This is a genomic window from Sphingorhabdus sp. YGSMI21 (assembly GCF_002776575.1).
Classification (GTDB): domain Bacteria; phylum Pseudomonadota; class Alphaproteobacteria; order Sphingomonadales; family Sphingomonadaceae; genus Parasphingorhabdus.
In genome coordinates, this window is record NZ_CP022548.1 from 3009292 (window position 1) to 3023574 (window position 14283).

10 protein-coding genes are annotated in these 14283 nt (G+C 56.5%); 4 read left to right on the forward strand and 6 right to left on the reverse strand.

Going from position 1 to position 14283, the window contains the following annotated elements; genetic code table 11:
• Positions 1-8 precede the first annotated feature (8 nt).
• A complete protein-coding gene (locus tag CHN51_RS14455; RefSeq protein ID WP_100094650.1) occupies positions 9-2390 on the reverse strand; it encodes a molybdopterin cofactor-binding domain-containing protein in 2382 nt (793 codons plus the stop codon).
• Positions 2391-2633: 243 nt separating this feature from the next.
• On the opposite strand from CHN51_RS14455, the gene CHN51_RS14460 reads away from it, so the two are divergent.
• A complete protein-coding gene (locus tag CHN51_RS14460) occupies positions 2634-4217 on the forward strand; it encodes a tetratricopeptide repeat-containing sulfotransferase family protein (protein ID WP_100094651.1) in 1584 nt (527 codons plus the stop codon).
• Between the two features lie 105 nt (positions 4218-4322).
• On the opposite strand, the gene CHN51_RS14465 is transcribed toward CHN51_RS14460, so the two are convergent.
• The 5 genes from CHN51_RS14465 to CHN51_RS14485 all read right to left on the reverse strand — a co-directional run bounded on the left by CHN51_RS14465 (position 4323) and on the right by CHN51_RS14485 (position 11303).
• Positions 4323-6737, reverse strand: coding sequence for a TonB-dependent receptor (locus CHN51_RS14465; protein ID WP_100094652.1), 2415 nt, complete (start codon positions 6735-6737; stop codon positions 4323-4325).
• A gap of 166 nt (positions 6738-6903) precedes the next feature.
• On the reverse strand, positions 6904-7917 hold the full coding sequence (locus CHN51_RS14470; protein ID WP_100094653.1) for a sterol desaturase family protein: 1014 nt from the start codon (positions 7915-7917) through the stop codon (positions 6904-6906).
• 306 nt (positions 7918-8223) lie between these two features.
• Positions 8224-9180 (reverse strand): hypothetical protein, encoded by a 957-nt coding sequence (locus CHN51_RS14475; RefSeq protein WP_100094654.1) that lies wholly within the window; start codon positions 9178-9180, stop codon positions 8224-8226.
• A 33-nt stretch (positions 9181-9213) separates the two neighbouring features.
• Positions 9214-10224, reverse strand: a complete 1011-nt coding sequence (locus CHN51_RS14480) for an MBL fold metallo-hydrolase (protein WP_100094655.1) — start codon at positions 10222-10224, stop codon at positions 9214-9216.
• 17 nt (positions 10225-10241) lie between these two features.
• On the reverse strand, positions 10242-11303 hold the full coding sequence (locus CHN51_RS14485) for an MBL fold metallo-hydrolase (protein ID WP_100094656.1): 1062 nt from the start codon (positions 11301-11303) through the stop codon (positions 10242-10244).
• Between the two features lie 212 nt (positions 11304-11515).
• Here CHN51_RS14485 and CHN51_RS14490 point away from each other — a divergent pair, with 212 nt between their 5' ends.
• Genes CHN51_RS14490 through CHN51_RS14500 form a run of 3 tightly spaced genes read left to right on the forward strand, consistent with a single transcriptional unit; the run spans position 11516 to position 14274 of the window.
• The gene (locus CHN51_RS14490; protein WP_100094657.1) at positions 11516-12601 is read left to right on the forward strand and encodes a putative urea ABC transporter substrate-binding protein; all 1086 of its coding nucleotides are present in this window, start codon (positions 11516-11518) and stop codon (positions 12599-12601) included.
• A gap of 42 nt (positions 12602-12643) precedes the next feature.
• The gene (locus CHN51_RS14495; RefSeq protein ID WP_100094658.1) at positions 12644-13459 is read left to right on the forward strand and encodes an ABC transporter permease subunit; all 816 of its coding nucleotides are present in this window, start codon (positions 12644-12646) and stop codon (positions 13457-13459) included.
• Positions 13456-14274, forward strand: a complete 819-nt coding sequence (locus tag CHN51_RS14500) for an ABC transporter ATP-binding protein (protein ID WP_100094659.1) — start codon at positions 13456-13458, stop codon at positions 14272-14274. The genes CHN51_RS14495 and CHN51_RS14500 overlap by 4 nt, the downstream gene beginning before the upstream one ends.
• Positions 14275-14283: the final 9 nt, after the last annotated feature.

The window sequence follows — 14283 nt, forward strand, 5'->3', positions numbered from 1 at the left end:
CTCCTCAATCAACGTGTCGAGATGGCTGGAATATCCAGCTTGTCGCGATTGGCCCCGATCAGCGGCAATGTCCTGAAACGCTGCCCGGTGGCGTTGAAAATTGCGTTCGCCAGGGCAGGTGCTGCAGGTGGCGTCGGCGGTTCCCCGACCCCTGCGGGCCGGCTGTTGGAGGCAATGATCTCGACTTCGAAAATTTTCGGGGCCTCGCCCATTCGCATGACTCGCCAGCTGGGAAAATTATCCTGCACAACGGCGCCATTTTTCGCGGTTATCTCTCCGTAAAGCGCATTTGACAGGCCAAAAATCGTTCCGCCTTCCATTTGCGCCCTTGTGTGGCGCGGGTTGACCACCGTCCCGGCATCTGCCGCAAGCCATATACCGGGAATGGTCAGAGTTCCGTCCGAAGCAACTTTCACTTCGATCACGGTGGCGACATAGGTCAGAAATGACCGGTGAGCCGCGATTCCAAGGCCATGGCCTTCGGGAAGCTTTCTTCCCCAGTCGGCCATTTTTGCGGCCAGCTTTGTAACTTCGGCCAGCCGGCCGGTATCGATTGGATAGTCTTCCGTCGAGCCGCCATAATTCCTGTAGCTAGCCTGTTCCGCATTGGGGTTGACCAGTCTCGGTTCCCCGATCAGTTCCAGCAGATAGTCCTTTTGGTCACGCCCGGCTGCGTGCGCTATTTCCGCTGCAAAGCTCTGGACGGCAAAGGCGTGGTAGATATTGGCAACCGACCGCAACCAGCCAATTCGCAGATGACCCTTGGCAGTGCCGGATTCGACCTGCAAATTGGGGATCGCGAACGGTACATCGGTGGCGCCCATACCCATTTCACCATCCGAAGGCACATCCGTCGCGGAGTCGAATGTGGAACTGATTGGCGGAAAGACAGAACGGTGGCGATAGGCGGTACATTTGCCTGCACCGTCCAGTCCCGCTTCAAGCCTTTGCGCGCTGGTGGAGTGATAGAAACCATGCCGGACTTCGTCTTCTCTGGTCCATGTCACCTTGACCGGCTTGCCCACCTCCCGTGCGACAAGAGCGGCTTCGACCACAAAATCCGGTTTGGACTTTCGTCCGAAAGCGCCACCCAGCCAGGTGGCGTGCACCGTGATATTTTCCTTATCGATGTCCAGCACGTCAGCCAGGGTCTGCCGTGTTGCTTGCGGGTCCTGGACACAGGCCCAGCATTCCAGCTTGTCACCGGTCCAGCGCGCCGTGGCCGCAGGCGGTTCCATCGGCGATTGCGAAAGATGCGGGGTGTAATATTCTGCGGAGATGGTTTTATCGGCTGCAGCCAGAGCTTTGCCGGCATTTCCCCGGCTACGGCGGACGGTTCCGGGTTGCCGGGCCTTGATTTCCATCGCCTTGCGAAAATCATCGGAGTCATAGCCGGCACTCGGTCCGTCCAGCCATTCGACCTCCAATGCGTTGCGCCCCTGAATCGCGGCCCAGGTGTCGGTCCCGACGACCGCTATACCGCCCAGCGGTTGAAACATCGCGGGCGGCTTCGCGTCCGGTAGTTTTACGCTTTGCAATACGCCCGGAATGGCCAGGGTCTTGCTATCGTTGAAGGATCCGGTCCGACCAAAGACCTGGGGTGGCCGCGCGATGACAGCATAAACCATGTTCGGCACATGGACATCAATGCCGAATGTTCCTTCCCCTCTGGTGATCAGCGGAACTGTCAGTGAAGGAATTTCCTTGTTTATATAGCGCCAGTCCTTCGGATCCTTCATAACAATATCGGCTTCTGACGGTACCTGCAGTCTGGCGGCAATATTGGCCAGATTGCCGTAAGACAGGGTCTCGCCATTCTCGCTGTTCGAGACTTTGCCTGTGGCAGCGCTGCACTGCGACGGATCCAGTTTCCAATAGAGAGCCGCTGCCGAGACGAGCATCTGTTTCATCGCCGCGCCAGCGAGGCGCAGCCTGTGAAAATTATAGCGTACCGAACGCGATCCGTCTGTATTCTGGTCGCCATAGCGCTCGTGCCCTTCGGCCTGGACAATTTCGACATTCTCCCAGTCTGCGTCCAGTTCGTCGGCAATAATTTGCGCCATTGAAGTCCAGACCTGTTGACCCATTTCCGATCGGTGGCAGGTGATCTTGACCGTTCCGTCCTTTTCGATTGCAATCCACAAAGCGGGTGTCGCATCTCCGCCTTCCACGTCGGTAAGCGGGCTGGGCCCTGCTTGGGGAATCTTCATATTTGCGGCGTCAACATCGGGTTCCGTATTGGAACAGCCCGCCAGCGTGACCGCAACAACGAAGAGACCGGTTCCCGCTACGAACCCGCGGCGAGTGAGGTTGATTATAGAAGGGGACGGTTCAGCTGCTGCCGGATTTTTCTCCTGAGAGGGAATGATTCCAATATCTTCCAAGAACATTTCAAACCTCTTTGACTGGGCGATAAAAGCTGGGATTGTCGGGCCGATCGACCCCAGGCAACAATCTAGCACAACTTGTTTCGAAAGAAAGTTGAATTATTACCAAATTCCAATAATGTCATATTTCAGGACCGGTTCACTTTGACAGGCTCCGATTACCGGCTATGGAAAAAAGGCAATGGAAAGTTCCGTAATGCTATCCCGATCGCTCTCTTCCCAGTCAGCACTGGTTGTATATCAACCATGGATCGCGGTTCCGTTTTGACGCTGGAAGCGAAAGCAAGGGAAGCTTTGAAGCACGGTGACATACCGGCTGCTGCGGCTGTCGCCAGATCCATGATATCGGCTGATGAAGCCCAGCCTGCAGGCTATTTCCTTCTCGGGATTGCCGCCGCCGAAGCCGGCCAGATCGCCAAGGCTGTACCGCTGCTCGAAGCCGCGGTGGAACGGGGACCGGAAGCGGAACATCTGGCACAACTGGCGAAGCTGCTCATCCTGCTGCGGCGTGATGGCGAAGCCGCTGAGGCCGCGCAACGGGCAATGGCGCTGGCACCCCGTGATGCGCGGACTTTCGATACGATCGGTTGTATATTTACCCGTCTGGGCGATCATGAGGGGGCGGTCCCGCCTTTCCAATCCGCGGTTGCCACCGAACCGGATAATATCGACTATCGCTATAATCTCGCGGCCGCTGCCGGCTTTACCGGCCGGGTCGGGGAAGCCTTGGCCCATTATGAGGCCATAATATCCGCCGACCCCGGCAATGCGCGAGCCCATTACGCGCTGGCGATTGCTTCCCGCCAAACGCTAGAGTCGAACCATGTGCCACGGCTGAAAGCGGCACTGAGCGGGGCAGTGAAGCCTGGTGACGCGCTGCGCATCCGCTATGCGCTGGCGAAGGAACTGGAAGATATCGGTGATGGAGAATCCTTCCTTCATCTTTCCACTGCCAATGATGAGCACAAGCGTTCGCTCCGATATGATTTCGCGCAGGACCAGGCTATATTCGATGCGATCGAGAATCTTTTCTCGGAGCAATTACATAGTCTCCGCCCCGCGCCAGGATGTTCCGTGGAGGCGCCGATATTTGTGGTCGGCATGCCCCGCACGGGAACAACTCTGGTTGATCGCATTCTTTCGTCACATCCCGATGTCGGGTCGGCGGGGGAGCTGCAGGCCATGCCGCTTGCGGTCAAGCGACTGGCGGCGACATCGTCCCGTAATGTCATCGACCGGGAAACGATCACGGCGAGCGGCGATATCGATCCGGTGAAGATCGGTGATGCCTATCTCGCCCAGGCTGGCCATCACAGACATGAGGGCGCGGCGCGCTTTACTGACAAATTGCCCGCCAATTTTCTCTATATCGGTCATATTGCGCGCGCTTTGCCTCATGCAAAAATTGTCTGCCTGCGCCGCAATCCGATGGATACGGTCTGGAGCAATTACAAGAATCTGTTCGCCAGCCAGTCCGCTTATTATGCCTATTCCTATGACCTGCTCGACACCGCGCGCTATTATGCACGCTTCGACCGGCTGATGGCGATGTGGGATAAATTATTCCCCGGGCTGGTGCTGCAGCTATCCTACGAACAGCTGGTCACGGACCAGGAAGGCCAGACCAGGCTGTTGCTGGAGCATTGCGGTCTGAACTGGCACGACGCCTGCCTGACTTTCCACGAAAACAGCGCAGCTGTAGCAACGCCAAGCGCCGCTCAGGTTCGCCGTCCAATCAATGCGGACGCGGTGGGCAAATGGCGTACGCACGAAGCCGCGCTGCAGCCCGCACGGGCATTTTTCGAAGAGCATGGCATTCGCGTCGAATAGAGCGGCGCGGCGCTGATCGGATTACTGCAAAAGGTGCGCCAATAGGGAAGGGGCACCTGCCGTTTCCGGCAGGTGCCCCGTTTTAGTCAAACTTGATGCAGGCTGTCAGAACTTGAACCGTCCTTCGAGGCCGACGGTCCGAGGGTTGATCACGGCCTGCCGGTAGTAGCGCACGGTGACACCGTCATTGACGCCAATGCGCGAACGGTCATTGGCAACCGACACCACAGCATATTTGTCGAAGACATTGTCGACAAACAAGCCGATCGTGAACTTGTCGGTGTCATATGAGATAGAAGCGCGGTTCAGGATATAGCTCGGGATCTTGTCACCATAGGCCCGATCCCAACCGATACGGGACACAACATTCCCGCGATAGGTTGCCGTCCAGTTTGCGATCAAATCTCCATCCATCACCGGTGTTACGTAGGTCACACCGAGACTTCCGGAGTTTTTGGCCGAGCCGGGCAGGCGATCGCCTGCCAGCGCGTCCAGCTGAACGAACCGGTTGGAATAGTCCCCTGGCGTCTCGCGAATGGTGATGATGCCGGGTACATCCTCGGTCAATTTGGCATCGGTGTAGGAATATGTGCCCTGGATCGTCAGTTCCGGAACAGGTTTGAAGCGGAACGAGGTCTCGAAACCCTTCGACTCCGCCGAACCACCATTCACCGTAATGCCCGTCGCTCCGTAAAGTGTGGCGGAATCAACCTGAATTCCCTGCCATTTGACCTGGAAGATGTTGAAATTGAAAGACAGCTTGTTGTCAAACAATTGCGCCCGCATGCCCAGCTCGAGATTCTTGGTCGTATCAGGTCCATATTGCAATTCTTCCGGCAGAGCGCAGATGATTTGCTGACCGGGCACGATATTATCGGGGCACGGCGCGACCCGGTTCGGACCGCCAATGCGATAGCCCTTGCTATAGGTGAAATAGGCCATCAATTCCGGTGCAAAATTATAGGAAGTGTTGAATTTCCATACCCAGCCGTCTTCTCCTGCATCCCCGCCGTTCACTGGCAGATCATAAGGACTGAGCGGATCGCCGAGCACCGGTAGCGCTGCTGCGCCGGCAATTGTGGAGCTATATTTGAAATATCGCGCGCCGGCAGTAACCTGCCATTCAGGCGTGACCTTGAAGGAGGCCTCACCAAAGACCGCCTTTTCGGTTACTTTCGACGTGATATAGCTGACATATTCGAGCGCTTCCGGATTCGTGGCCACATCTACCCACGGGTGGTTCGGTATACGCTCGGCATAATCGCTCTGATATTCATTCTCGTTGTAAAAGCCGCCGAGTACCCAGCTAAACGGGCCGCCATGCCTTGAAACGAGGCGGATTTCCGCATTCTTCTGCTTACGGGAAGTGTCGGACTCGGTATATCCGGCGAAAGCGGGGAACAGCTCGTAATCATAATCCAGATCGAGCAGCAGGTCGGTCACGTCGCTCTGGCCGTGGTAATTGACCTTGGTATAGGCGCCCGTGGCAACGATATCGAAAATATCCGCGACATTGGCGTTGATTTCAGCGCTGAAAAGATGGGCGTCGCGTTCGACCGGTTCGGTGAAGCGGCTCGCATTCTCGTAACGACCGGTGCCGAGCACGCCGGCACTGTTCGACTGCCCGCCACCAGTCTTGGTCTTTTGATAGGCGTAAGTCAGGATCAGTTTCAGGTCTTCGGTGGTTTGCAGCAGCAACTGGTTTCGGGTGGTGAACGTCCGTTCGTAGTTGAGATCCTTCTCCCTGGTGAGATTTTCGGCATAGCCATCGGCGGATATGCTGTCTGGACCATCCGGCTGCGGCAGGGATACGCCGGGTACCTGGACCAGAGTCGTATAATCTATGAAGCCAGGATCGAAGTAATAACCTGTGGCAGAACGAAAGGCGACATGATCCTCCAGGATCGGTATGTTGATCATGCCGTCAACCTGTACGCCAAAGGAGTCACTATGGGACTTGGCATATGCACGGCCGTGCACCGCTCCTTCGATACTGTTCACATTGGGGCGGTTGGGTATGTAGCGGATTGCACCAGCCAAAGTACCAAGGCCGTAGAGCGTGCCCTGCGGTCCGAGAAGCGTTTCGACACGTTCGATGTCGATAAGCTTGAAATCATAATATAGAGGAACCTCACCCAGATAGATGCCGAGCGAGTCATCATAGTTAGTGCCGCTATCGTCCACACCCGATGCATTCAGCCCGCGCAGAACGATTGAACCCGTTGTCCCCGGCCCGGTGTCGGAAATTGTCAGGCCAGGTGTGAAATCGGCGAGATCACGCACGTCGTCAATCCGGTTGCGTTCAAGATCTTCGTCACTGACAACCGAAATGTTGACGGGTGTCTCCATCAATGTTGTCGCCCGGCGCGTAGCGGTGACGACGATCATATTGTCGCTTCCAGCCCCTTCGGCAGAAATGTCTTCCGACATTTCCTGGGCGAAAACAGGCGTAGCGGCCACGGTGCTGGTCAACATTGTCGCGGAAAGCAGGCCTAGCTTAAGTCTTGCGTCCTTTATCATTATTATACTCCCTCATTTTACTGCCCCGGGGGGCCAGACATATGTCGTTCATCCTGCGACCTTGTCTTGAGGATCTGGTCTTTTGCCCGCTTCCCGTTATTCGGTTTTGCAGCGGACGCTTCGAAAATCGGGGCTGCTATTTTTCCCGATTTTTGCGATCCCGAACTTATTTCTCGATATATTCTCCTCCTTGAATGTCGGCCGACGATGGTTCGTCGTGCCGGGCCTTGAACTTGTTGATCAGGGGTTGAAACGGGAAGACAAACTGCTCGTAAATCGACAGCCGTCTGCGGTCATCCTGTCCTACCTCTTCGGATTCCCCGTCCCGAAACGTGCCGAAAATCCGGTCGAGCAGGATCAGGGAATTGCCGTAATTGCACCGCGTGTCTTCATAGCTCAGCGCCGTGTGATGCAGGCTGTGATGGCGGATGGTCGTGAACACATAGGAATAGAATAGGGGAGGGTTTGAACGCACATTGGCATGGGCGAAGGTGGACACCACGGTGAGCACGTTGAAGCCGCAGAACAGCGCCGCCGTGTCGAGATCGAAGATCGCAATGACGCTGAGGCTGATCAGGAACAGTTCGATCGGATTGCCCACAGACCCTTTTAGTGCGTTGAGCTGGGTAATATGGTGATGTGGCGCGTGGGTCAGCCAGGCCGGATACCAGTCGTGCATCAGTCTGTGCATCCAGTATTGGCCGAACTCGTAGAGGAATATTACCAGGGCGACCTGCAGCAGAAAGGGCATCTGCATGGCCCATTCCGTGCTGATGCCAATCGACTCCTTGAACGTGGCCAGCGGTTTGTCGGCCAGCGTCTCGGTTGCCCAGCCGATTGCCGTATATTGGAGGGCCAGATAGAAAATATCGGTGGCAAATTCCTTGCGCGTCAGACGCCAGCCCTCGTGCCGCTCGAGCAACTGTTCCAGACCCAGAACAAAAAAGCTGATGGCAAGCCCGGCAACCACAATGGACCAGGGGCTGTCGGTCACGGATGCTGGCGCAAGCATCCAGAAAAGGACAACGGCAACGACCGTCGCGGGAGGAATAAGGTTGATCAATGTCCGCTTGATCGGACTTTCGCCCGAATGGCGTTCGGATAGCGTGCCGGAATAAGAGCCCTCGGCGCTGGCTTCCCGCTTTTCTGATAGTGTGTTGCGATCCGACACTCGACCCATAGAAAACCCCCTATCAAGCCGGAAATCGGCTTAATGCCTCAGGTTTTCTTCTCCCATCGGACGTCGTTCTCAATCGCGACACCACATACGATATAGATATTACCTATTGCGTCAAGAGTAATAACCATGATTTGTTCGCAGGTGCACAATAAACTGATCAAGTAGCTGATATATCGTGTATTTTCTGTGTTTTTACGCCTGTTTTCAGGCTTGCGTGTCGGTTGTTAACGCGTTCATTTTCCCCTTCTCGCGGAGGTGGAGAAAGGGAAACGAATCATCGCGGGCCATGTCAGTCGGCCGAAATCCTTATTCGGATGCGTTCTCGCCGACGCTCCACCAGGAAATGCTTTCCACGTCATGGGCGCTGGTCCAAATGCCGTTCGGCGTATAGCGCACAGCACCGCTGCCCGCTGCCGGACCGGCGCGGGTGAGGATTTCTAGCGTCTCGGCGTCGATGGCGACGAAGGTCTGGTCCTCGGTCGTCCGCAGCCAGACCGTGCCGCCCCCGGTGTCGATGTCCCCGTACAAGAGGCTATCTCCGACTTTCGTGCGACCGGTAACCTCCATGGTTTCGGGATCAACTCGGGCAACCGTTCCGTCACCCTGCTCCTGTATCCAGACGCCTCCTTCACCGGCAGCGAGAAAGCCTGGTTGCTTGCCGAGTTCGGCTGTACCGGTCACCTTGTTGGTCGCTGGGTCGATACGCTGGACCAATTTTTCGTCGCTGCTGACCGCCCATAAGGCGTCCAGGCCATATGCGAGAAAAAATGTTTGCGGAGCGACGTCGACGGTTGCGATCACTTCATTGGTTTCGGGATCTATGCGAGCGACCTTTCCTTCGGAATCGCTCGGCACCCATATCGAACCGGCACCGGCAACCACATTTGTCTCGCCTTTGGGATTGGCAATACCGGTGGCGATCATTGCTTCCACTTCCGCCGTTTCAAGGTTGATCCGATACAGGTTTGCGTCCTCGCAATTGGCGACCCAGAGCGAACCGGACAATAAGGCCATCGTGCCGCACGGGCGCGGCATCTCGACCGATGCAAGCATTTTCTCGGTCGACCATTGCTCGACCCGGCCCCGATTGGTCACCCAAACTGTATCGCCGTCGACGGCCAGAAAGTCGGCAAAATCTGGTACTGCGATAGTCTGTTCCACCAGGTTTTCCGGTTCCAGCGCGGTGGGAGAATCAGCCGGTTGCTGTTCGGCGGGAGAGCAAGCCGCTGCGAAAAACAGCATCAGGGCGATTGAACGTTTCATGTGAAGACTCCTGCGAAGCGCCGATATGGCTGGTTAGTAACGATAAGGATTTGTATCGATCGTGGTGGTACTGCGCGTCTGGTTGCAGAGGAAAACCGTGCCGGTGAAATAGATGCCCGGCTCGGTGATCGTCTGGGCGTAAGCAAACGTCTCGCGCAATTGTTTCACTGTCATCTGCACCGGCGCTTCATCAGGCTGATAGGTAACACCGTAAGGATAGTCCTTGCCATCCTTGCTGATCTCTACATGGCAGCCCATGACGTGGGTAACGGGATGGGTATCAACAAATTCGATCAGCCGCTTCATGCTCTCGAACCAGGGCTCCCAGTAAGTGATGTAGCAGCGCCCGCGATAGAACATGTCGCCGGTGTAGAGAATCTGGGTGTAATTGTCATAATAGGCAAATTCCGACACCACATGGCCGGGTGAGCCCCAGATCAGAATCTCGCGTCCGCCCAGATCAAGCGTCACGCGCTGTTCCGGGTAATTGGTCATGCCCCAGAACCCGAGCATTTCTTCATGGGTCAGGCCCATATAGCGGGTGTTGGGCCGGTCGGCGAACTGATTGACCGCAGCATAATGGTCGGAGTGAAGATGGCTGAAAGCAACCAGCAGTTCCAGACTGGCCGGATCCCGCCCGTTCCGTGCGCACCAGTCCGCGATACAGTCGTCGACCACCCCGCGCAGGTCCCAGTCGTTGCGCAACTGGGTGAAGCCCTCGTCGAGCAACAGGACACGATCATTACCGAAATAGAGCGGCGTGAAGGGCGCCTCGAAACTATAGGCCTTGTTCTGCCGGAGGATCGCGGTGTGCGCATTATACCAGTGGACCTGAACCGGCGGATCCATATTGTCCATGCAGGACTCCGAACCGCATATCCAGCGCTCGGGAAAGGCACCGGGCGCCGGAACATTGCGCTTGAAATCGATGGGTGCCGGGCGCGTTGCGGCCATCGCGGAATCGCCAAATGTGGTGAGTGTATTGCCGGTGACCGCAACGGTGGCGGCTGTGGCGTTATAGGATAGGAAGGTGCGACGATCCATGAGAGTCCTCTCTGGTTTCAAAACGGCCGGGGCGGGTTGATCCGGGGCACGTTCTCGGGCCAGACCGAGGTCCGCTGATCGGGACTGACGCCGTTGTAGAGTACGAAATCCGGACGGATCAGCAGCATGTCCTTGCCCTGGATTTCGCGCGCATATTGCAGCGCTTCATCGATCACTTCCGGTTCCAGCTGCAATATTCGTTCGTAAGGCTTATAGGTAGCAAAGCGCGGATAATATCTGCCGGGCGCAAACATCATCTCGACATGACCGCCGAGAATCCATTTGGGTGAACGGGCCGCCGCGAATGTCTTGAGCCGTTCCAGCGACGTTACGAAATCGCGATCATTGCCGATATTGATCTTGCCGGGATACAGGAAATCGCCGGTGAACAGGACGCGGCAATAGGGATCATAAAATGTGACGCCGTCCTTGTGGGTGCCAGGCGTCGGGATGACCTCGATCGCCCGGTCGCCGAGATCAATCGTACCCGTGCCCGAAGGCCAGCTGTTCCGGAACCCATAATGCTGTTTCATTACATTCAGCGGCGTTGGCACGATGACTGTATCCGGTCGTCCGGCAAATTGTACCAGACCCTGGTTTTGCCCAATGTCTTCGCCGGACGTCAGAGCGATAGTCAGCGGCACCTTGCTGCGCCCTCTCGCCTGTCCCCAGCGGGTGATTATGGCATCGACCGTCTCGCGCAGCGGATAATGTTTCGCATTGGCCGTTGCGCCGCTGTCGATCAGCAGGGCACCCTTGTTGCCAAACAGAAGATAGGTGAAGGGCGCTTCCCAATGTACGCAAACATTCTGTCGCAGGACAAAACTGTCCTCATTATATTGCACGACCTGCACGCGCGGATCGCGGTTCTTGGCCGCGACATTGGAACCGTAGGTCCAGCGGAACGCCAGTCTGCCGGGCGCCGGGCCGTCGCTGTTATAATCATGAGTTACGGCCTCCGCCGGGTGCAACGGTACAGTGGAATCGGTATTGCGGACGCCGGGAGGATTATAGCCGAGATCGGGATTGCCGTTTCCCGATGCTGTTGGATTGAGGGTTGGCGCTGACGTCTGCGGCATCGATTACTCCTGACAAAGGTTCCAGTGCGGCGTTAGCCGACTGCTTTCGATGCATCGTCCCCCGAGGCGCTCCTATCACCGCGATCGGCGGATGATTCGGCAAGCACATTCGGAAAACATAAGGATATTACGAAACATATCAATAGTAATAAATATAGATGGACAATGAGTCGTTTTGGCGCAATGCTGCAACTGCGAAAGGAAATCGAATCATGATCAAAGGGATACGTCGCGCAGGGGCATTGGCAATGCTGGCATGTGCTTTCATCATAACATCGTGCTCGCCAGCGGCCGAGGAAACGGCAGCGCCACGCACCGAATTTAATATCGGCTGGTCCATCTACGCCGGCTGGATGCCTTGGCCATATGCCCAACAAGCGGGTATCGTTAAGAAATGGGAAGACAAGTACGGCATCAAGATCAACATCGTGCAGGTCAACGACTATGTCGAATCCGTGAACCAATATACCGCGGGTCAACTGGACGGCGTCACCGTTGCCAACATGGATGCGCTCACCATCCCGGCTGCTGGCGGCAAGGACACGAGCGCAATCATCGTTGGCGACTATTCCAACGGCAATGATGGCGTGCTTCTTAAAGGCACAGACGATCTCCGCGCAATTAAGGGCCGGACGATCAACCTCGTCGAACTGTCGGTGTCCCATTATCTTCTGGCGCGCGCGCTTGATGCAGTCGGCCTGTCGATGACCGACGTCAGTACGGTCAACACGTCGGACGCGGATATTGCCGGTGCCTTCATGTCGAAGGATGTCACTGCCGCCGTTGCCTGGAATCCACAGCTGTCCACGATGAAACAGGCGCCGGGAGCAAGCCTGCTCTTCAGTTCCGCCAATATTCCGGGCGAGATTCTCGACCTCTTGGTCGTCGATACCGCAACGTTGAAAGCCAATCCCAATCTCGGCAAGGCGCTTGCCGGAATCTGGTATGAAACGACCGCTCTGATGCAAAAACAGGACGAAGAGGGCAAGGCAGCACGAACGGCTATGGCTGCCCTTGCTGGCACGACGCCCGAAATGTTCGATGCTCAGCTTGAAACAACCTTTCTGTATGCAGATCCCAAATCTGCTGTAGCGGCAACGTCGGACAAGGCGCTAATTGAAACCATGACCCGGGTGCGCGATTTCAGCTTCGCGCAGGGCTTGTTCGGTCAGGGCGCGAAATCAGCCGATGTGGTTGGGATGGCATTCCCGGGAGGTAAGACGCTCGGGGATCCGAATAATATAACCTTGCGGTTCGACGAGACCTATATGCAAATGGCCGCTGATGGTGCGTTGTAGTCTGGCGTTATATCGAAATAGCAAGATCGGGATTGGGGTATCATGCGCTGGGTGAATCGCCGCATAAGTCGAGGCAATAATCTGCTCCTGGGCTCCATTCCGATCTTGTTGCTGGTGTTGATCTACCTGCTGGCAGCGACCGAGCGCCACGCGATCAATCCCAGTGACAAACTGCTCCCTCTGCCAGGCGCTATGGTTCAGGCCATGTGGGGACTGCTGTTTGAACCCGACCAGTTGACGGGTCGCTTACTTTTTTGGGCGGATACGCTCGCCAGTCTCCAGCGGCTCGGACTCGGGCTGGGCATCTCTACCCTGTCGGCGCTCCTCGTTGGCTTGCTGCTTGGGATCCTGCCGCCGGTGCGGGCCACTTTCGGTATGCTGGTGACAGGGATTGCCGTCATACCGCCAATTGCCTTGCTGCCGATATTGTTCATAGCCTTCGGTCTTGGCGAGACCGCCAAAGTGGCACTCATCGTCATCGGGGTCGCACCCTTCATGATCCGCGATATTGCTGCCCATATTGGCGGCCTGCCGAGAGAACAGATTGTCAAGGCGCAGACCTTGGGCGCAAACACCTGGCAACTGATATTGCGGGTGGCCCTGCCGCAAGCCATGCCCCGCCTGATCCAGGCCGTTCGCCTTTCGCTAGGGCCAGCGTGGGTGTTCCTGATCTCAGCCGAGGCCATCGCTTCGGATATTGGCCTCGGATATCGCATTTTCCTTGTTCGTCGCTATCTCGCGATGGACGTCATTCTGCCTTATGTCATGTGGATCGCATTGATCGCTGTGGCACTGGACTTTCTGCTCGCCCGCTCCAGTCGGAGCCTGTTTCCTTGGGCACATGGAACAAGCCGTTGAGTGCGGTCCTGAGCCTGCGCAACCTGTGGGTCGAATATGGCGACAAGGTGGTTCTGGAGCGCATCAACCTTGAGATCGAACAAGGTTCTTTTGTTTCAATTATCGGACCTTCAGGGGCGGGCAAGAGCAGCCTGCTGAGAATCATACTCGGACAGGAGGCGCCGACCAGCGGGAGCATCCTGCTCGATGGTGTCCCCCTGAACCCGGAATGCGGACCGGATCGGGGTGTCGTGTTCCAGCGCTACTCCGTTTTTGCCCATCTCACGGTCCTGGGCAATGTGCTGTTCGGACTCGAATGTGGGCAGGCACCTTTCACGGCACGGCTATTCGGAACCCGCCGGAGGGCTGCCGTTGCGGAAGCGGAAGAGATGCTGGCGGCGGTTGGGCTTGGCGACAGCCTGCATCTTTATCCGGCGCAGATGTCCGGAGGCATGCAACAGCGACTGGCAATTGCTCAGGCGCTTATAAAACGTCCCCGCATCTTGTTACTCGATGAGCCTTTCGGTGCGCTTGATCCGGGCATCCGGTCCGACATGCACGCGTTGATAACGCGGTTGTGGAGAGAATATGCCCTGACTATAATCATGGTTACCCATGATATTCGCGAAGCCTTCTCGCTCGGAACCAGGGTTCTGGCCTTGGACAAATTGCGTCAGGATCCGCACGCGCCGCACCGCTATGGTGCCTCTGTGGCCTACGATATTCCGATCGATAAAAAGCACCTGTTGCCGGAAGATATCGACATTGGCGTAGCGGGCGATTGCAGCATCGAAATTATGGGCAGTATTACTGTTGACACAACTAATAATAACTGAGAGGAACGA

Excerpts from the sequence above, each read along its gene's own strand:
- CHN51_RS14455 (WP_100094650.1), bottom strand. The coding sequence starts at position 2,390 with ATGTTCTTGGAAGATATTGGAATCATTCCCTCTCAGGAGAAAAATCCG.
- CHN51_RS14490 (WP_100094657.1), top strand. The coding sequence starts at position 11,516 with ATGATCAAAGGGATACGTCGCGCAGGGGCATTGGCAATGCTGGCATGT.
- CHN51_RS14460 (WP_100094651.1), top strand. The coding sequence starts at position 2,634 with ATGGATCGCGGTTCCGTTTTGACGCTGGAAGCGAAAGCAAGGGAAGCT.
- CHN51_RS14465 (WP_100094652.1), bottom strand. The coding sequence starts at position 6,737 with ATGATAAAGGACGCAAGACTTAAGCTAGGCCTGCTTTCCGCGACAATG.
- CHN51_RS14470 (WP_100094653.1), bottom strand. The coding sequence starts at position 7,917 with ATGGGTCGAGTGTCGGATCGCAACACACTATCAGAAAAGCGGGAAGCC.
- CHN51_RS14485 (WP_100094656.1), bottom strand. The coding sequence starts at position 11,303 with ATGCCGCAGACGTCAGCGCCAACCCTCAATCCAACAGCATCGGGAAAC.
- CHN51_RS14495 (WP_100094658.1), top strand. The coding sequence starts at position 12,644 with ATGCGCTGGGTGAATCGCCGCATAAGTCGAGGCAATAATCTGCTCCTG.
- CHN51_RS14475 (WP_100094654.1), bottom strand. The coding sequence starts at position 9,180 with ATGAAACGTTCAATCGCCCTGATGCTGTTTTTCGCAGCGGCTTGCTCT.
- CHN51_RS14480 (WP_100094655.1), bottom strand. The coding sequence starts at position 10,224 with ATGGATCGTCGCACCTTCCTATCCTATAACGCCACAGCCGCCACCGTT.